Source organism: Streptomyces sp. NPDC041124, from assembly GCF_055592385.1.
On the sequence record NZ_JBVIYR010000001.1, the window covers coordinates 644,836 to 664,407 of the forward strand.

General features: G+C 69.2%; 13 protein-coding genes and 1 pseudogene. All 14 read right to left on the reverse strand.

Annotation, left to right across the window (positions count from 1 at the left end; genetic code table 11):
- Positions 1-28 precede the first annotated feature (28 nt).
- On the reverse strand, positions 29-3,685 hold the full coding sequence (locus ACZ6A9_RS02995; RefSeq protein WP_468977074.1) for a LamG domain-containing protein: 3,657 nt from the start codon (positions 3,683-3,685) through the stop codon (positions 29-31).
- A gap of 71 nt (positions 3,686-3,756) precedes the next feature.
- Positions 3,757-5,289: a VCBS repeat-containing protein gene (locus ACZ6A9_RS03000; RefSeq protein ID WP_468977076.1), complete on the reverse strand. Its 1,533-nt coding sequence runs from the start codon at positions 5,287-5,289 to the stop codon at positions 3,757-3,759.
- Positions 5,290-5,544: 255 nt separating this feature from the next.
- Entirely contained in the window at positions 5,545-5,808 is a 264-nt protein-coding gene (locus tag ACZ6A9_RS03005; protein ID WP_468977079.1) for a hypothetical protein, read from the reverse strand.
- A pseudogene (locus ACZ6A9_RS03010) lies at positions 5,805-6,098 on the reverse strand (tRNA (adenosine(37)-N6)-threonylcarbamoyltransferase complex transferase subunit TsaD); the annotation flags it as partial. The gene ACZ6A9_RS03005 and the pseudogene ACZ6A9_RS03010, both read right to left, overlap by 4 nt.
- A gap of 22 nt (positions 6,099-6,120) precedes the next feature.
- Positions 6,121-8,292: a GmrSD restriction endonuclease domain-containing protein gene (locus tag ACZ6A9_RS03015; protein WP_468977081.1), complete on the reverse strand. Its 2,172-nt coding sequence runs from the start codon at positions 8,290-8,292 to the stop codon at positions 6,121-6,123.
- Positions 8,293-8,355: 63 nt separating this feature from the next.
- A complete protein-coding gene (locus ACZ6A9_RS03020) occupies positions 8,356-8,547 on the reverse strand; it encodes a hypothetical protein (RefSeq protein WP_468977083.1) in 192 nt (63 codons plus the stop codon).
- Positions 8,548-8,557: 10 nt separating this feature from the next.
- Positions 8,558-9,409, reverse strand: coding sequence for a helix-turn-helix domain-containing protein (locus ACZ6A9_RS03025; protein ID WP_386564322.1), 852 nt, complete (start codon positions 9,407-9,409; stop codon positions 8,558-8,560).
- 783 nt (positions 9,410-10,192) lie between these two features.
- Positions 10,193-11,782: a type I restriction-modification system subunit M gene (locus ACZ6A9_RS03030; protein WP_468977086.1), complete on the reverse strand. Its 1,590-nt coding sequence runs from the start codon at positions 11,780-11,782 to the stop codon at positions 10,193-10,195.
- Complete coding sequence (locus ACZ6A9_RS03035; protein WP_468977088.1) at positions 11,779-13,221, reverse strand: restriction endonuclease subunit S; 1,443 nt, start codon at positions 13,219-13,221, stop codon at positions 11,779-11,781. The genes ACZ6A9_RS03030 and ACZ6A9_RS03035 overlap by 4 nt, the downstream gene beginning before the upstream one ends.
- Positions 13,218-16,805, reverse strand: coding sequence for a type I restriction endonuclease subunit R (locus ACZ6A9_RS03040; protein WP_468977091.1), 3,588 nt, complete (start codon positions 16,803-16,805; stop codon positions 13,218-13,220). The genes ACZ6A9_RS03035 and ACZ6A9_RS03040 overlap by 4 nt, the downstream gene beginning before the upstream one ends.
- 176 nt (positions 16,806-16,981) lie before the next feature.
- The gene (locus ACZ6A9_RS03045) at positions 16,982-17,245 is read right to left on the reverse strand and encodes a hypothetical protein (protein WP_468977093.1); all 264 of its coding nucleotides are present in this window, start codon (positions 17,243-17,245) and stop codon (positions 16,982-16,984) included.
- Positions 17,242-18,339, reverse strand: coding sequence for a tRNA (adenosine(37)-N6)-threonylcarbamoyltransferase complex transferase subunit TsaD (gene tsaD, locus ACZ6A9_RS03050; RefSeq protein ID WP_468977095.1), 1,098 nt, complete (start codon positions 18,337-18,339; stop codon positions 17,242-17,244). Before tsaD ends, ACZ6A9_RS03045 begins: the two co-directional genes overlap by 4 nt.
- Positions 18,332-18,892, reverse strand: a complete 561-nt coding sequence (rimI, locus tag ACZ6A9_RS03055) for a ribosomal protein S18-alanine N-acetyltransferase (protein WP_468977097.1) — start codon at positions 18,890-18,892, stop codon at positions 18,332-18,334. The genes tsaD and rimI overlap by 8 nt, the downstream gene beginning before the upstream one ends.
- Positions 18,889-19,542: a tRNA (adenosine(37)-N6)-threonylcarbamoyltransferase complex dimerization subunit type 1 TsaB gene (tsaB, locus tag ACZ6A9_RS03060; RefSeq protein ID WP_468977100.1), complete on the reverse strand. Its 654-nt coding sequence runs from the start codon at positions 19,540-19,542 to the stop codon at positions 18,889-18,891. The genes rimI and tsaB overlap by 4 nt, the downstream gene beginning before the upstream one ends.
- Between the last annotated feature and the right edge of the window lie 30 nt (positions 19,543-19,572).

Below are 19,572 nucleotides of genomic sequence, written 5' to 3' on the forward strand. Positions count from 1 at the left end.
CCGGCCGGCGGCCGGCTCCCCGGGGCGGCTACAGGTCCGGGACGGCGGTGAGCTGACTCATCAGACGGACACCGGAGGCGTCGACCGCCCCGCTGTACACGCGCACCTCGTCGAGGGCGCCGGCGAAGTACTCGCTGCCGCCGTTGCGGGCGGAACGGCCGACCTGGAGTCCGCCGACGGCGGGCCACAGGGTGTCGTCCTCGCCGTACGCGGTGGCGGCCAGCTGACCCTCGACGTACAGGCGCAGCTCGTTGGCGAAGGCGTCGTAGACCACGGCCAGGTGCTGTCCCGCGCCACCGCTGACCGGCAGCTCCTGGTCGTTGGTGCGGACGACGGTGGGCGCTCCCGCCTCGTCCTGTCGCGCCACCTCCAGCTCCCACTGGCCGGTCGACGCCTGGTAGCGCACCACGACGCGGTCGGTGTTCCTCCCGGGCAGGGAGAACACGGTCTGCGACTGCTCGGAGTACTCGTTGGTGAGCTGGGCGCGGGCGGTGAGGGTGAAGCTGCCGTCACCGGTCACCGGCGGTGCGGCGGTGGCGGCCCAGTCGCCGTCGCCGTCCAGCACGAGGTGCCCCTCGCCGACCAGCGCGGGGACGTCCTCCAGCGGGTCGGCCGGCCGGTAGACGGACGCGTCACCGCCCAGGGCCAGTGGCTGGCCGTCCGGCTGGACGTTGCCGGAGCTGCCGGCGGCGGCGTCGTCCACCGGCCAGTAGCCCTTGCGCTCGGGCCTGACCGTGATCAGCTCGGCGACCTGGGCCGCGGGCAGCACCCGGTCGAAGACCCGGACGTCGGCGAGGTCGCCGGCGAAGTGGTCGCGGTAGCCGGACTTGGCCGTGGCCCGCCCGATCTGGAGCGGGCCGTGGGCGGTCCACGGCGAGCGCCGCTCGACGGTCTTCTTCAGCTGCTGGTTGACGTAGATGCTCATCCTCGGGCCGCCGGAGGCGTGCGCGTCGTACACGCCGGTGAGCAGCACCCACTGGTCCTTGAGGACCGTGACGCCCGCCGAGGCCTTCCAGTGGCCGAGGGTGTCGACGTCGTTCACCGGTGTCGAGAAGGCCCACGATCCGACCGCCGCGTCGTAGCCGAGGGTGAAGCCCGGCTCGCCGGTGCCGTCCTGGCTGACCACGACCATGTCCCGGTCGAGTGCGGTGGGCCGGACCCAGGCACTGACGCTGAAGCTGTCCCTGGTGTCGAGCACCCTCGCCCCGGCGTCCAGGTAGGCGTTCTCACTGCCGTCGAAGCGGGCGGCGGTGTCGGCCCCGCCACCGGGGCCGGCCACGCCGAACCGCACGCCGGAGCCGCCGGTCGCCGGGTAGCGGCCGGACTCGTCGTGGGCGTCGGCGGTGCCCTCCTCGTCCGCGAGGTTCCACTGTGCGGTGACCGGACGGCCGTCGGTGACCAGGAACTCGTACTGGGCGGGCACGCTGGAGTTCTTCGCCCGGTCGTACGCCTCGACGGTCACCCAGTGGGGCCCGGAGGACAGCGGTGTGAAGGGCACCGAGGCGGGACCGCCCGGGCTGTCGGCGGGGACCTGCTGCTTGGGCCCGCCGTCGAAGCTGTAGCGGTACTCCACGATGTCGCCGTCGGCGACGTCGTCGTTCGTGTTGGGGGCGAAGGTGAACGTGCCGACCGTGCCCACGCCGTGGTGCCACACGCCGTCGTCCGGGTACTGCTTGGATCCCACCGCGGGGGCTCCGGGCCGGGTCGGGTCGTAGACGATCTCGCAGCGCTGCGCGTCGCCGTCGTGGCTCCAGCCGCCCCAGTCGTCGCCGTCGTGGGCGCGGGCCGACCAGTAGATCACCGAGTTCTGCTGGAGGTCCTTGGTGACGTCGGCCTTCATGGTGTGGCTGAAGGTGGTGCCGACGTTGGGTGCCTTGTGGCCGGTGTCGTAGGTGTAGGAGCGGGCCGTTCCGTCCTTGGCGGTCCAGTCCACCTTGAACTGCACCTTCACCGTGTCCGTGTAGGACGAGGTGTGGTCAGGGTCGCGCGCCTCGGTGCGCAGTTGCGGCAGGATGTCGGTGTAGGGGCGGCCCGCTCCCCACACGCACTTGCCGCCGGGGCTGGTGGACATGTGGCCGGTGCTGATCTGCTTGGGCGGGTTGTTGTACCCGATCTTCAGGTAGGCGTTGCCGCAGATCCGCTTCCAGCCGCCGAATCCGCTCTCGTCCTTCGCCCGCAGGCCCAGCGTCATGGACGTCCAGCCGCCGGCGGCGGCGGCGCTCACCTCGTCGACCAGTTCGCCGCCCTCGAAGTGCAGGTTGGCCTGACTGGAGCACTTCGTCGGGGAGATCTTCTTGTCCACCGTCTGCAGGAAGTCGTCCCAGTGGTCCTTGGTGTTCGACCAGTCGCTGCCGGAGTTGACCGAGTAGTTCTTGCCGCCGATGCGGTAGAGGTCGATCGGTTCCGCGCGGGCGTCGGCCCAGTAGACGTGTTCGACCCGGGCGGAGAAGCTGACGTTCTTGATCTTCTTGTTGGTGTAGAAGGACATCGGCATCGTGAACAGCAGCCGCCGTACGCCGACGCCGTTGCAGGAGACCGGGTTGTAGTCCGTGGGGCACTTGCCCGCGCCCGCGCTGCCCGAGTACTTCCAGTCCTGCTCGCCCGGGATGCCGGACATCACGCCGGTCCAGGCGCTGCGGGACGTGGTGCGCTGGATCGGGTCGATGACCACCGGGTAGACGGTGTCCTCACCCGTCAGCAGTTCCTGGTCGGGGACGAGGACGAGCTTGTCCCCGGTCACCTCGACGTCGACCGGTGCGGTACGGCCGCCCGGGCCCGGGCCTTCGGCCGCCGCGCCGGCGGACGTCTCCCCGGCGGTACGGTCGGCCGTCACGGTGAACGCGGCCCGCTCGGCCCGGCCCGGGACGGTGGACCGCTCCTGATCCGGGCCCGCCGCGCCGGCGGCCGGGTCGGCGGAGTCCCACATGACCGGCTTCCCGGCCTCGAAGACCGTGCCGCCGACCGCCGTGTCCACGGCCTGGAGCGATCCGTCCGCGCTCTCGCGGACTTTCAGTCCTTCGGTCCGCAGACCGAACTCGATGCTCCGCAGTTCCGGGTCGGCGGCCGCCTCGGCCGTCTTGACGACCAGCAGGTGCGCCAGGCCGTCCACTTCGGCACGGGCCACCAGGTCGACCCCGGGGAGCACGTCGGGGTAGGTGGCGGAACCGCCCTCGACCCGCGGCTCGGGCAGCCGTCCGCCCGGCCAGCTCAGGGCGTACTCGCGGCCCGCCTTGCGCATCCGGGCGAACGGCCCGTCCCCGCCCCCGGAGAACTCCACTTCGACGGTGGCGGCCTTCGGCGACCAGGTGCCGTCCGCACGGCGCGCCAGGGTGGTGTCGACGTCGACCCACTTACCGCCGCGGACGGCGTGGACCGGCTCGGTGTACTCGTAGGCGGTGAAGGAGCCGTCGGGGTGGGCGAACACCTCGCGCCGCTCCTGACGCAGCCCGGCGACCTCCACCGGCTCGCCGTTCCCCTCCGCGGCGGCCCGGGCGAGGTCCTCCGTCTGCTGGACCCGCGCGTACGTCCCGGTCGCCGTCCGCACCGGGGCGGCGGACGCCGTGCGCACGGTGTCCCTGACCTCCTCGGTGCCGGGGGGCGCGGTGGGGCCGCTCACCAGCAGCACGGTGAACACGCCGGCGACGGTGGCGGTGCGGCGCGCACGACGCCTCGGCCGTGTCTCCATCACTTTCCTGTCCTCAGTTCTCTCGGGTCCGCCGATTCCGGCTGTCCTCGGCCTGTCAGCTCGTCGCACGGTCACTCGACCACCGCGCCGAAGGCACGTCCGCCGGCGGGTACGCCGTCCTGGCCGGGGCGCACGGTGTCCACCTGGCCGGGCTGACCGGACAGCAGACCCGACCACGGCACGCCGTGGACGCCCCGGTCGCTCTCCGGCCCGTACGGCACGCCGATGAGGAGCCGTTCCCGGTCGGCCGACAGGCCGGTGCCCAGGTACTCCCGCGGTCCGGGCACTCCCGGCAGCCCGGACTGGCCCTTCTCCAGCCAGACGTCCGAGCTGCCCGGTTCACCGACCATGGGGAAGACCTGGACGCCGCCGGCGTCCCGGGCCGCTTCGGCCTCGATGTCCTCTCCGGGGATGCCCACGGCCAGCAGGACGGTCCGGGCCGTACCGACCGAGCCGGGCGCGGTGTTCACGGCGGTGAGGTGCTGTCCGAAGTAGTCGCCGGCGTCACCGACGCCGGCGACGTCGGCGAAGGACTGGTGGATGTCGGCCACCTGGGTCACGTCACCGGCGGCGGTGACCCGCAGGGTGATCACCCGCCCTGCGTCCTCGCCGGTCGTGAGGTCCTCGCCCGGGATGCCCACGGCGAGCAGCGTCTCGTTGGCGGACGAGGCACCTGAAGGGCGGTACGGCACGGCGGCGAGCGCCGCGGCCAGCTGGTCGCCCGCTTCGGCCACGCCGTTGATGCCGGGGGCGTCCTGGTGGATGCCGGCCACCGGGGTGGGGATGCCGCCGGAGTCGAGCGTGTGCTTGAGGATCTGCAGGCCGCCGGAGAAGGCGTGTTCCCCGATGGCCTCGCCCGGGTTGCCGACGGCCACGTGGTGCGGCGAGGCCGCCACCGCGTACCCGAACCGGTCGTTCTCCTCGGCGTCCCCGGACACACCGGCGGTATTCTGGGTGAACCCGGTGTTCGTGCTGCCGCGCAGGTAGTGGGCCATGCCGGCGTCCACGACGGTGCCCACGTCCTCGCCCGGCACGCCGATCACCAGGTACGGCTCGCCGGAGGAGGTCGCTCCGGCGGCCAGGGCGTGGCCGAACCAGTCGCAGGCCTCCGCCGTGGTGCTGCCGATGGTGCCCGAACCGCTGCCCTGGAGGTATTCGCGCACCGCGGTTCCGGTGGCCAGACCGCCGGGCGCTCCGTACAGGATCTGCACGAGGCCGGCGTCGGCCTCGGCGTCCAGGTCCTCGTAGGGAATACCGACGGCCAGGTCGGTGCAGCCGTCCCGGTTGTGGTCGAAGGCCGCGAGAGCGTGACCGTAGCGGTCGCCCCGCTCGGCCGCGCCCGGGATCCCCGCCGTGTCCTGCGAGACCGTGGCGACGCCCTTGTCGCCGCCGTAGACGATGTGGACGGCTCCGGCCTCGTCCCGGCCCGAGACCGCGGCCTCCGGGTCGGCGATCGCGACGTCCCGTGTCCCGTCGCCGTCGAAGTCCGTTTCCTGGCCGGACGTGCATCCGGCCGCGGTCGCGGGCGTCGCGGTGAGCAGACCAGTCGGCAGCGACATCGCGGCCACCAGGGCCAGCCCGGTCATGCCCGTGCGGCTGCGCACCAACCCACTCCCCCCGTGAAGATCCTGCGACGTGTATGAAGCCGCGGTGATCTTTCCGAGGGGCGCGTGAACTCGTCAAGAACCTGACAAATTAGGGGCTGAAAATGATCGGCATATGGCCCCGTCCCGACCCCGGCGGACCGCCGTCACCTGTCGAGCGGCGCGCGGAAGCCCCTGTGGTCGGCCTGGCCGACCGGCCCGGGCCACCGCGCACGGCGTCGCGGACGCCGGCCCCTCACGCGCCGGGGGCAGGGCTCAGTGGGCCCCCAACGACTCGAACCGCCACCGGTGCACCGGACGGGTGGCCAGATCGCCGTCCGGCTCCGGGAGTTCGGGGAGATCGGCGTCGTACGGGGCGTCCCACCAGGTGATGACCAGGACGCGGTCCTGGGGGGCGCGGAAGGTCTCGCGGCGCAGGGGGCTCCGGGCGAGCTCCCGCGCCTGTTCCTCGGCCCAGGCCACCAGGTCCGCGCCCCGGCCGGGAACCGCGCGGGCCTCCCACATCAGCGCGACCGTCATGAGTACAGGTTCTCCCCGGCGGTCTCGTGCACGTGGTCGTGGGTGTGGGCGATGCCCGGCACGTGGGGCTCGGTGACCGGCAGGGAGGAGTCGGCCGACAGGTCCCAGTCGGACGCCGGGCGGCCCCGGGCGACCATCTCCGCGCCCAGCGCGGCCACCATCGCGCCGTTGTCCGTGCACAGCTTCGGGCGGGGCACGCGCAGCCGGATGCCGGCCGCCTCGCACCGCTCCTGGGCCAGGGCCCGCAGGCGGGAGTTGGCGGCGACACCACCGCCGATCATCAAGTGGTCGGCCAAGGGCATACGCCGGCCGTCAGACGAGCCCCTTCTCCAGCGCCTCACGCCTGACCTCGACGAGCCGTGGCTCCCGGTCGTCGAGCCTGGCACGCCAGAAGTTCCATCCGGGGCACGCCTTCGTCTGAAGGACGAATTCCCCGGCTGCGGACAGGGACCCGAAGCTCTCGCCGGAGGCCACCTGGATCCGGCCGTCATCGAGTACCCGGGCGTGGAACTCTTCGCTGCGGCGCCGCCCCACGAGCTGGACCCCCTTGGGAAGAAGACCCTTGGCGATGAGGTCACTGACCGCGACGTCGTATCGAGCCCGGGTCCGTGTACGAGAGCGGTCGGAACGCTGCGCGGGGACGACCGAAGCACCGAAGGAAGCCGCAGGGTTCCAGATGATCTCGCACAGCCGTCGGTAGAGGTCCTGTCGCGTGCGGATCGCTGCCTTGTCGAACTTGGGGAAGCCTCGGAGCGCCCGGTCGAGCTTGTGCTGCTTCACGAACTTGTTGAAGGGGGCGTTCCGCTCCCGGTGCTTGGGGTGCAGCGCGCCGGCGAGGTGGTTCTGCCGCTGGTAGTAGTCGAGCTTCTCCTCGTACGGAAGATCCTGGTAGCTGGCGTTGTCCGACTTCTGGAGCAGAAGCAGCGCGCCGAGGCGGTTGCGGTAGGAGTCGAACTCGGCGTGAGTGGGCGTCTCGGGCTGGTAGCGGTCGAAGTGGTTGGCCCAGATGTGCTCGATCTCGAAGGGCCGTCGGCTGTCGAGGTACCTGCTCATCTCATCGCCCCGTGCGCAGGCCGTCTCGACGTGGCCGGTGAGGCGGGCGAGGAGGTAGCGCACCTGGCGGCGGTTGTTGGAACGTAGGCCGTAGGTGTTCATGCCGGTGAAGTCGTAGTCCAGGGCGGCGACCTCGCGGGCGAGTACCTCCCGGAGTCTGTCGACGCCGACGCCGCCGCGCAGGAGACCGACGAGCCTGACGGCCTCGCGATCGAGGTCGGTACCCGAGGCGGGCAGGTCGTTGACGAGGCGGCGTACGAACACGAGGTCCAGGTAGTCGGCGATGAGCTTCGCCTTCGCCTTGAAGGTGGAGATCTCGTCGCTGGGACCGACCGCGGCCAGGATGGGGGCGGCTTGCATGGAGATGCCGTTGTAGGCGTTGAAGTAGACGCCGCCGAGCTCAGAAACGTAGTTGGTGGCTGCCGAAGCCAGTGTGAGGTACCTCTTGGCGTTCCCCGCCAGATCGTCGATCAGCCTGCGGTGATCCGACGAACGCGTCAGTTCCAGACGGGCCGCGTTGTCCTTGACCCAGGTGTGGAAGGGGCCGTTGATCTTCTCCACATCCTCGGAGAGTTCGTCCGAGTCCTTTCCTGTACCGACCTCCGCGTACCGGCCGATCAGGTAGGTCTTGATGAACTCGCTGGGGGCGTTCACGTCGACGCCGGCCAACTCGGAGATCATCTGACGCCAGACGTTCGCAGCACCGCCCGCGTGCTCGGCGTCGACCTCGGACAGCAGGAAGCTCTTCAGCAGGTCGATGGGGCCGAGTCGTACCCCTCGGTCGTTCATCGACTCGTACATCTCCCACCCCTGTTCCGAGGTGGCGGCCCGGATGCCCACCATGCAGACGCCGTCGAGGAGCCAGTCGACGAAGTAGGGCAGCGCGTCGCCGCGCAGGTCGTCCGGGAACTCCTCGCGGAAGACCCGGGACGCGTCCCACAGCCTGCGCAGGGCACCGGAGGCACCTTCGGGGAGTGCGTAGTCGTTGTCCTTGAAGACCTCGTCCAGGAACTGTCGGCGTTCCGGGATGTCGAGGGTGTGGACGGACTTCCCGAACTTACGGGTCTCGATGAGGCCGGCCAGCCTCGCCGCGTCGTGGTCGAGATCCTGGGCCCGCAGTAGTTCGCGGAGATAGACCAGCATCAGGTGCAGCGTCGTGATGCGCTGCTGTCCGTCCACGAGGTAGGTGACGGACGCGTCCACGTGGTAGACGTACGGGCCCATGAAGTAGGGCTGGTATCGAGCGACGTGTTCCCGGTCGTGTTCGAGCTTCCAGTTCTCCACGAACTTCTTGCGCAGGTCTTCGATGAGGCGGCGCACGTCGGTACGTCCCCAAGTGAAGTCACGCTGGTAGCTGTCCAACTGGTAGCGATGGCCGGTGAACACCTCCTCGATCGTCATTGCCTTGCTCTGGATCAGGTTCTCCAGCAACGCGCCCCCCGGGTTTTCGTGATCGTTCCCCACACCCAGCTTGCACCGGGCGGAACGTCGAGACTAGAGGAGGTGGTCGGCCTTGCCTGCCTTGATGTCCAGGATGAGCCGCGCGAGGGCTTCGCGGGTGTCGGTGAGGGGGTGGTCCTCCTGGCCGGCTATGGCGATGTAGGCGTTGCCTTCGGTGTCGGTGCCTAGGCGGAAGCAGTTGTTGCCTTCGCCGCAGAAGGGGGCTTCCCACTGGATGTCAGTCACGGTTACTCCCTCAGAGTTCCTGCGTAAGCTGCCTGATCAGGTCACGGGAATCGGGTGTCGGTAGCGAGGCCCCGTCCATCCACTCCAAATGGCTACGGTACTTGGCGAGCTGAGCCCCGGCATGCGTGAACTCGGGCCCATGGGCCGAGTCGAGCTGCACCGTGTCGAGCTGGGGCACGGGTCCTTCCGCGTAGAGCAGGGCGTGCCCGGCTCCGGGGAAGCCGCCCACCTTGAATGGAACGATTCTCACTTCGACGTTCTCGCGCTCGGACGCCTCGCACAGGCATTCCAGTTGCCGTCGCATCGTCGTGGGGCTCCCGAAGGGCATGCGCAAGGCAGCCTCATGGACATAGGCGATATAGGGCATCTTGCCGGGGATGTCGAGGACCTGTTGGCGCTCCATGCGGTGGGCCACGCGCAGCTCGATCTGGAGTCTGGTCAGCGGCGGCAGGACCGCATCGAAGACGGCTCGCGCGTATTCCTCGGTCTGCAGCAGTCCTGGCACGTGGACCACTTGGGTGGTGCGGATGCGCATGGCGTGCCACTCGAGTTCAGCGATGTCCAGCAGCCCGGCAGGCAGAGAACCTCGGTGTTGCTCCCACCAGCCACGTTCCTTGTTGGCGGCCATCACTGTCAGCGCCTCGATGTAAGGCTCGTCTGCGCAGGCGTAGTTGCAGGCCAGCGTGCGAACGCGGTCGGCAGAGAAGGGCCGGATACCGGACTCCATGTTGGACAGCCTGGTGCGATCGACCCCCAGGAGTCCTGCGGCGTATTCGGTCGTGCGCTCGGCAGCGAGCCGCAACTTCCGCATCTCGGCGCCGAGTCGCTTCTGCCTCTCGGTCGGCGTGGTTCTGGTCGACATGTCGTCCTTTGTGAGTTGAGGCACCCAGTGTGCCCGGTGCGTGACGCAGCCCTCAACTCCGCAGGGGGTAATTATCTCCGAAAGGTTGGACATAGTGACCCGCTGACTTCTACTGTCAGCAATGAAGCAGCAACAGCGCGCTACTGGAAGTGCATCGCGCGAGCCTGCCCACACGCTCCTGCCCTGGGAGGGGTGGGCCCGCGCCAGGGAGACAGGCCACCGATTGCGCGCGTCCCGACCCGCATCCACCCTCTGCTGTAAGGGGATCCGCCATGTCTGCGACGACAGCCTTCACCCTGTGTCCCATCTCGTCGGACGCACTTCCGGCGACCGAGCCCACGCCCGACACTCTCGCCTACAGCTTCACCCTCCCCGCCGCCCTGAGCAGCGCGGCGATGGTCAGGGCGGCGACTCGTACAGCCCTTGACCTGCACGAACTGAGTGACGTGACCGAGGCAGTGGTGCAGACAGTGAGCGAACTGACCGCTTGCGCCTGCCGTTTCAGCGCCGCCGATGACATCTACGTGTCCCTACGGCACCGTGACGGAACGGTCCGGGTGATCGTCTACGACGGTCACCCTCGCCACACCCATCCCCGTCTCTCCGCGGCGTGCGACGCCCGGCGTAAGGCGACTCTCCGTGTCCTCACAGCGGTCGTCCGCTCTTGCGGGGGTACCTGGGGGCTCGACGCGGCCCGGCAACCGGGCGGCGGTACGCGGATGTGGGCGGTCCTGCCCACATCCGGGGCACGGGCGTACGGGAAGAGGCGATGACCTCGCCGAGTTAGGCCAGCTCCGCCTCGTCCTCGATCACTTCACCGCCGAGTGCCTCGGCGATCGCCTTGAACTCGTCCAGGGCAGCTTGCAAGTCCTGGACGATTTCCTGGGCGATGACCTCCGGTTCGAGGTCGCTGTCCGCGTCCTCCAGCGCCGGGTCCTTCATCCAGGTGATGTCCAGGTTCACCTTGTCGCGCTTGATCAGCTCGTCGTAGGTGAAGACCTGCCAGGGGCCGTCCGGCGACTCGGAGGGCTTGCGGTTCTCAATGTCATCGGCGCGGTACGAGGTAACGAAGTCCTGAAGGTGCGCGCTGGTCAGCGGGCGCTGCTTCAGGGTGAAGTGCTGGCCGGTACGGAAGTCGTAGACCCACGTCTTGGTGGTCTGCGGCTTGCCGTCCGCCCGCGGGAGCTTCTTGTCGAAGAAGAGGACGTTGGCCTTGACGCCACCTGCGTAGAAGATGCCTGTGGGCAGGCGCAGGATCGTGTGCAGGTCGAACTCGTCCAGCAGGCGGCGGCGGATCTTCTCGCCGGCTCCACCCTCGAAGAGAATATTGTCGGGGAGGACGACTGCGGCTCGGCCGTCGACCGCTGTGAGCGACATGATGTGCTGCAGGAAGTTGAGCTGTTTGTTGGACGTGGTCGCCGTGAAGTCGTCGCGGTCGTATTCGACGTCCTCCTTTTCCACCGTTCCGTCCTGACCGATCACATTGATCGCGGACTTCCGGCCGAAGGGCGGGTTCGCAAGGACGAGGGTGGCGTGACGGCCGCTGGGCTTCTCTGCGAGGGCGTCTCCGACCGTGACGAGGCTGGGGCCGTCGCTGGTACCGATGCCGTGAAGCAGCATGTTCATCGCGGCGAGGCGGGCGGTCCCGGTGACGAGTTCGTTGCCGCGGATGTGGTCGCCTCGCTGGAGCGCGGTGCGCTTCTCCTTACTCAGGCCCTTCATTTGGTGCTTACGCAGGTAGGAGTGGGCGGCGATGAGGAAGCCGCCGGTGCCGCAGGCGGGGTCGGCGATGATGTCGTCCGGGGTCGGCCGGGTGACCTCGACGATGGCGTCGATCAGGGCGCGGGGGGTGAAGTACTGGCCTGCGCCGGTCTTCGTGTCGGAAGCACCTTTGTTGAGGAGACCTTCGTAGGCGTCGCCCTTGAGGTCCGTGCCCTGGATCGTCCACTGCTCGCGGCCGATCAGCTCGACGACGAGTTTTTCGAGGAGGGCGGGCTTGGTGATGCGGTTCTGGGCTTCGGCGAAGATCGTGCCGATGGTGGTGCCGGGGCGGCGGCCGAGTTCGTCCAGGACATCCCGGTAGTGGCGCTCCAGTTCCACGCCACGCTTGGTGACCAGTGACTTCCAGTCGTAATCCGGCGGCACGACCTGGGTGATCTCGTCATCTTCCCAGGCCTCCTCAGCCATCTCGTCGACCATCTTGAGGAAGAGGAGATAGGAGAGCTGCTCGACGTACTCGATGGTGGACATGCCGTTGTCGCGGAGGACATTGCAGTAGTTCCAGAGCTTGGCGACAAGGCTGTTCGTCTGCGCGGCCGCCTTGGCCCGCACCTCGGGCGCCGGTTCGGGGATGGTCTCTTCGACGGCGGTCACAGGGGGAACTCCCGCTGATTGGAGGTACGAGGGGTGCCGGTCGGCTTGGGGGCCGGGGCGGTCGCGGCGGCCTTGCGGGCGGCCGGGACCTTCCGCGTGCGCTTTGGTTTGGGCTGAGCGACCCGCTCCGCGCGGATACGGTCGAGTACGGCGGCGGCCGGCTCGTCGTCGGGGTTCTGGGGAACCAGGCGGCCTGAGAAAGCCTTGCGGAGTAGGCCGGAGCGCAAGTTGTCGCCGCGTCGGACGGCCACACTTAGTGGATTTTCGAGACGGGAAACTTGAGCCAGACGTTCCTGCGTCTCTTGAATGACCTTCTGCTGCACATCGAGCGGTGGAACAGGCATCTCTACCCCAGAGATCGTATCCTGGTCGATCTTGGGCATCGAGCCGGCGAGACCTTTCGCACGCACCTTGAAATACCTACGGGTTCGTCGACCTTGCAGTACAAGGGTTGCAAACTCCGGGAGGAGGCAGTCCGCTGTCCTCACCCTAATCAAGAGGTCAGGGTAGATGGCCCATTTTTCCGGACCGTTGAAGAGCGCAGCAGTACCCACGAGGTCAGGCGTATTCGAGCGCTGGATCAGGATGTCTCCGGGCTCCAGCCAAAGGTTGCTGACCTTCGCGGGATCTGCGTCTGTCACCTTGGTGTGATTATTATCAAAGTCGTTCAGGGTAACGGCGGTCAGGGTGAGGGTGCGGATCCCATCTTCCCTTTCTGTAGCTCTGGCCGAGTGGCCATTCCGGAGTGGCTCACGGAGCAGGTCACCAAGGGGTGAGGTGGGATAGGCCGCGCATGCCGAAAGTGCCTCTTGTGTAATTGCGGAACGGAGGGCCTGGAGCTTGGTCGTACTCTTGAGGGCCAAGTCACTCGCTGCAGAGAGATGCGATAGCTGGACTTCCAGAGCCTCGACGATCCGGGCCTGTTCGGCAATGGGCGGAAGCATCAACGGCGTATCCCTCAAAGCTCCCTGCGAAATGTTCCGCATGGAGTCCTTCGTGCCCGAGGCCTTCTCTTCGATATAGGACCGCACCTGAGCGGATCGCAGGGCATAGACGAGCCACCGCTTGTCCACGGCACGGTTCGGGATAAGGCGAAGGCTCTTGTCCGAGAGCAGTAGACGAGGTCGGCAGTCGCCGACCAGCACGGGTGCTCCCACGTAAGCCTTCGTGTTGGCGCGGCTGACAAGAACGTCGCCCGGGGAGATTTCGTACGCCGGATTAACTGCGACTCCCGCCGGAACCGCCTTGTTCTCAGCCTCGTCGAAGCGCCCGTAGGTCATCGCACTGACCTTGACGATGCCCCACGCTCCAGGTTCCGCGGGCCTCGGTTCACACGTGAAGGACTTACCGGCCTCAATGGCGTCGAGAACGTCTCCAAGGCGAACCCGAGCCCACCCCTCCGGAAGCCCAGCCCTCTCGGAAAATTCCGTCCTACTCAAGCCAGTTCCCGATTCAGTTCGCCCAACAGTTCCTGCGCCCTCGTCCTGCCGCCGAACGTGGCTGCGAACCCGCCGCGGCCGCCCTGGGCGGTGAACGGCTCGATGTTCAGCTCGGGTGACTCGATGCCCACGTCGTCCGCGATCACGTCGCGTATCCGTTCCAGCCACCACATCTGTTCGTCGGTGAACTCCACGCCCGCCTGCTTCTGACGCAGCAGCCAGCCCTGGAAGCGCTCCTCGACAACGTTACGGTATGGCTGAAGATGATCATCCGCTCCGAGCTCGTAGCGGATCAGTGCCATCAGGTCACCGAGGCCCGCCTCGCTGCCTGGATGCGCGGCGGCGCGGCCCAGCTGTTCGTAGTGGCCCCACAGTATGGACGGCGTCCACGCCCGAGGCCCGCTCTTGATCTTGCCCTCAAGCTCACGCAGTGCCGCCCGTTTCTCCGCGACCGAACGGTTGCCGCTGCCGGAGCCCAGGGCGACCTGGATGGCGGCGTGACGGTCCCGCTCGGCCTTGGTCAGCACCTCGTGCCAGTCCTTCAGCTCCTTACGGGCACGCTCGGCGCGGTCCACCTCGACCACCTCGGTGACGGCCACGGCCGTGGTTTCGTCGTACGTTAGGTCCTGCTGGTGCCGGATGTCGACGATCAGCCTGCGCAGCTCAGGGTTGCCGGTGAGCGGTGCGATGGCGTCCGTGACGAGCTTGCGCATCGCCTGCTCACCGCCTGTCCTCAGTGCCGCGTCCTGGCGGTCGACGTCGACGGCGTCGGCGAGGCGGCGGGCCAGGGACGTCAACGTGGTGCCGTCGCCCGCGACCTCCTCGATGCGGCGACGCTCGTCGTCGGTGAGCTGGCGGTCGACGCGGGCGAGGCGGCGGGCCAGGGTCTCGGCCTCGTCCGAGCTCAGGGCCAGTGTGCCCGTCTTGTCCAGGAGCTTCTTCAGGGAGACCTGTCGGTCGCCGGCTGGGATCAGGGGCCGGGCGTCGACGAGGGGCGAGTCCGTGACACCGACCGCGTCCACCAGGACGAACCTGTCCTTGGCCAGGTCCCTCGCGGCTTCCGGGGTGACCGCACGCAGTTCGTCCGGGTCGATGGAACGGGCGCCGCGGCCCTTCATCTGCTCGAACAGCACCGGGCTGCGCACGGAGCGGAGGAAGATCACGCATTCCAACGCCTTCACATCCGTGCCGGTGGCGATCATGTCGACCGTGACGGCGACCCGGAGGCTCGGGGAGTTACGGAGGGCGTTGATGAGCTCGTCGGGGTCCTCACCGTTCTGCCGGGACTTGTAGGTGATCTTCTTGGCGAACGCGTCGCCCCGTCCGAAGACCTCCTTGACCTGCTTGAGGACCTCCTCGGCGTGGTCCTCGCCCACGGCGAAGACCAGCGTCTTCGGTACCTCGGCGCGGCCGGGGAACCAGCGGGGCCAGGTGTTCTTGTAGAGGGTGAGGACCTGGCGGATCTCGTCCTCGTTGATCACCGAGCGGCCGAGCTCCCGGGTGCTGTACTCGAAGTCGTCCTCAAGCTCCTCGTACCGCTGGGCGCGGGTCTTCCGGTCGCGGATGCGGACGGTCGTGCCGGCCTCGATGGTGGCGCCGCCGTCGTCCCGCAGATTCGTGTGGACGCGGGCGATGTCGAAGTCGACGTTGACACCGTCGGCGACCGCCTGCTCGAAGGTGTACTCGGATACCAGGTTGTTGTCGAAGAATCCACGGGTCTGTGGGGTGGGGGTGGCGGTGAGGCCGACGAGGTGGGCGTCGAAGTACTCCAGGACGGCACGCCACAGGCCGTAAATCGAGCGGTGGCACTCGTCGACGACGATCACGTCGAAGGACTCGATGGGCACACTCGGCTGGTACTCGACCGACGCGGGGTGGTCCAGCGCGTACGCCTTGTCGCGGTCCTGTTCGGCCTGCTCGTCCTGGGCGTCCGCCGTCGCGTCGTCGTCCGTAAGCGGCTCACCCTTGAGAAGGCTGTACATCTTCTGAATCGTGCAGACGACCACCGCGGACGTCTGCTGGACCCCGGCGGAGCCCAGCCGGTCCACGTTGTAGAGATCGGTAAAGGTACGGCCCTCGTCCGGTGTCCTGTAGCGGCGGAACTCGCCGAGGGCCTGGCGCCCGAGGTTGTTCCGGTCGACGAGGAACAGAACACGCTTGGCGCCCGCGTGCCGCAGCAGCCGGTGCGTGGCGGTCACGGCCGTGAACGTCTTTCCGGCGCCGGTCGCCATCTGGATCAGTGCACGCGGGTGGTCCTGGGCGAGCGACGCCTCCAGCCTGTTGATCGCCTCGAACTGGGCTTCCCGCAGACCGTGCCGCTCCAGCTCCGGTATCCACTCACGCAGCGCCGCGCGGAATGTCACGCCCTCCACTTCCGCGTTCTCGGCGCGACGCATCCACTCGGCGATCGTCTCGGGCCGGTGGAAGGCGAACACCGCGCGGGAACGGGCTTCCGGGTCAAGGCGGTTGACGAAGTAGGTCTCGGTGCCGGTGGTGGCGTACCGGAACGCGAACGGCTCGTCCCGGCGCCACACGCTGAGCGCGTAGTCCCGGTGCACGCCGCGCGCGTACCGTTCGTTCTGTGAGAGTGCACTGCTGAGAGGCGTGCCCTCGCGCTTGGCCTCGATGACGCCGACGATCCTCTGGTCGATGTACAGGACGTAGTCGGCGCGGCCGGTCGCCAGCGTGAACTCCCTTACGGCGACTCCCCGTCCGGCCAGTGGGTTGAGCTGATCGCGGTCCTGGACGACCCAGCCGGCGGCCTCTAGGAGCGCGTCGATACGGACGCGGGCCTGCACCTCGTTGAGCGGCGTCGGACGCTGCGCCCGCTCGACGATCGCTTGCCGGGCGGACACGGCGACCTTGCGGGGCCGCTGTCGCTCCTTCTCGTAATCGGCCTGCTGGGCCTTGCGCAGCTCATCGATCTGCGACTGGAGCTGCTGCAACTGCTCGGCCAGCGCGGCCTGCGACTGCTGCGCGCTGACCATCAGCGCCTGGGCTTCTTCCCGAGCCCTGCGCTCCGCCTCCAGGCGGTTCTCCGTCTCGCTGAGCCGGACGCGCGACTCCGCGAGCGTCGCCCGGTGCCTGTCCAGCGCCTCCCTCAGCGCCCGCGCCTCGGCCGGATCGGTCAGGTCCTGGGGCATGGCGGGCGGCACGAAGGCCCGCACGGTGCGGGAGCCGGTCAGGGCCCGGTCGAAGAAGACACCCAGGTCCCAGCAGAGCCGGACGTTGGCGAGGGCGGCAGTCGTGTCGAAGACATGGGCGTGGACGGCCTGATTGCCGCTTCGGCGCAGCGTGTCGAACGCCTCGCGCACGGGGGCGGTGAGTGCGCCGATGTTGGTCAGTGCGCGCAGGCGGTCGATCTGATGCGTACCGGTGACGCGGATGCCCGTGCGCCGCACCAGCTCCTCGGCCAGTACCTCACCGAACTGGCGCGCGCTGACGGAGGCCGCGTTGGGGTTGGTGAAGACGTTCAGCTCGGCCTGCGAGCCGTAGAGCGCGAGCAGCGGCTCATGCCCGTACAGCATCCCGAAGTTCGGTGAGGCCTTCGCCAACTCGTGCAGGCGGCGGAGCTGTTCGTCCATGCGCGCGTGTCCCCCCGGACTCGACGTGGTCGGCACCGATGACGGCGAACGCCCAGCTTAACTACGTCAGGCCGACTGGACTACGGAACTCCGGCCCTGCCAAAGCCATCGGCACCATCGGATCCCAAGAGCACGCCATGTGATCGATCCGGCGACGGAACGTCGAGTGATTCGAGTCAGACCCCGCCGAGCGACTCGAACCGCCACCGGTGCACCGGACGGGTGATCAGGTCGCCGTCCGGTTCCGGGAGTTCGGGGAGGTCGGCGTCGTACGGGGCGTCCCACCAGGTGATGACCAGGACGCGGTCCTGGGGGGCGCGGAAGGATTCGCGGCGCAGGGGGCTCCGGGCGAGCTCCCGCGCCTGTTCCTCGGCCCAGGCCACCAGGTCCGCGCCCCGGCCGGGAACCGCGCGGGCCTCCCACATCAGCGCGACCGTCATGAGTACAGGTTCTCCCCGGCGGTCTCGTGCACGTGGTCGTGGGTGTGCGTGAGGCCCGGCACGTGGGGCTCGGTGACCGGCAGGGAGGAGTCGGCCGACAGGTCCCAGTCGGACGCCGGACGGTTACGGGCGACCATCTCCGCGCCCAGCGCGGCCACCATCGCGCCGTTGTCCGTGCACAGCTTGGGGCGGGGCACCCGCAGCCGGATGCCGGCCGCCTCGCAGCGCTCCTCGGCGAGGGCCCGCAGGCGGGAGTTGGCGGCCACACCGCCGCCGATCATCAGGTGGTCGACGCCCTCGTCCTTGCAGGCCCGGACGGCCTTGCGGGTGAGGACGTCGACGACCGCCTCCTGGAAGGACGCCGACACGTCGCGCACCGGGACCTCCTCGCCCGCCGCCCGCTTGGCCTCGATCCAGCGGGCCACGGCCGTCTTCAGGCCGGAGAAGGAGAAGTCGTAGGCCGGGTCGCGGGGGCCGGTCAGTCCGCGCGGGAAGGCGATGGCGGCCGGGTCTCCCTCGCGGGCGTAGCGGTCGATGACCGGGCCGCCGGGGAAGCCCAGGTTCAGCACCCGGGCGATCTTGTCGAAGGCCTCGCCGGCCGCGTCGTCGATGGTCGCGCCGAGGGGGCGGACGTCGGAGGTGATGTCGGTGGACAGCAGGAGCGAGGAGTGGCCGCCGGAGACCAGCAGGGCCATCGTCGGCTCGGGCAGCGCCCCGTGTTCCAGCTGGTCGACGCAGATGTGCGAGGCGAGGTGGTTGACCCCGTACAGGGGTTTGCCGAGGGCGTAGGCGTACGCCTTGGCCGCCGAGACGCCGACCAGGAGCGCGCCGGCGAGTCCGGGGCCGGCGGTGACGGCGATGCCGTCGAGGTCGCGGGCGCTCACGCCCGCCTCCTTCAGCGCGCGCTCGATGGTGGGGACCATCGCCTCCAGGTGGGCGCGGGAGGCGACCTCCGGGACGACACCGCCGAAGCGGGCGTGCTCGTCGACGCTGGAGGCGACGGCGTCCGCCAGCAGGGTGGTCCCGCGCACGACGCCGACGCCGGTCTCGTCGCAGGAGGTCTCGATCCCCAGCACCAGGGGTTCGTCAGCCATGGGTCTCGGTTCCTTGTACGCCGTTCCCGGTCTTGTCCGGGTTCACGGAGGTGGACGGGTCGGTCAGCCGCATCACCAGCGCGTCCACGTTCCCCGGCTGGTAGTAGCCGGGGCGGACGCCGATGATCTCGAAGCCGAAGCGCTCGTAGAGCTTCTGGGCGCGCACGTTGTCGACCCGGCACTCCAGCATCACTTCGGTGCACTCGAACGCGGTCGCCGCGTGCAGCAGCTCGGTCAGCAGCCGGGAGCCGAGGCCGGTGCCCCAGTGGTCCCGGGTGACGGCGATGGTCTGGATGTCGGCGGCCGCGGTGGGGCCGCCCTCCTCGGACTCCGCGCCGGAGGTGGTCAGGCCCGCGTAGCCGACGATCCGGCCGTCCTCCTCGGCGACGAAGTAGCGCCGGGTCGCCCCGGGGCCGCGCGCATGGGCCAGCTCGGACCAGAACATCCCGCGCGACCAGGCGTCCTCGGGGAACAGGTCCCGTTCCAGCTCCAGTACGGAGTCGATGTCCCACCAGCGCATCTCGCGCAGCACGGCCGTCTCGCATCCCGTCACTTGGGGGTGACCACCTTGTAGTTCTTGGGGACCTGGGCATCGGGCCGGCGCAGGTACAGCGGCCGGGGCGCGGACAGTTCCCCGCCCGCCGCGAGGCGCTCCGCGGCCAGCCGGGCCAGGGCGGCGGCGCTGACGTGCTCGGGCTCGTGCGCCTGGGGGAAGGTGTCCGGGTAGAGCAGCGCGCCGGCGCCGACGGCGGGCAGACCCGCGACCTGCTCGGCGATGTCGGCGGGCCGGTCCACGGCGGGCTCGGTGAGGCGGGTGCGGGAGTCGGCGTAGCGCGCCCAGTAGACCTCCTTGCGGCGGGCGTCGGTCGCCACGACGAAGGGGCCCTCCAGGTCGGCCGCGTAGGCGAGGCCGTCCAGCGTGCACACACCGTGCACGGGGACGCCGAGCGCCAGTCCGAAGGTGTCCGCGGTCATCAGGCCGACGCGCAGCCCGGTGTAGGGGCCGGGTCCGGTGCCGACGACGATGCCGGTGACGGCGTCCAGCCGCAGGCCTGCCTCGGCGAGCACCCGGTCGACCGCCGGAAGCAGCAGCTCGCCGTGACGGCGGGCGTCGACCTGGCTGGACGAGGCGATGACGTCGTCGCCGTCGTGCAGTGCGACGGTGACGGCGGGGGTGGCGGTATCCAGAGCGAGCAAGAGCACGCAAACAGCCTACGGCTCCCGCGCCCCGGC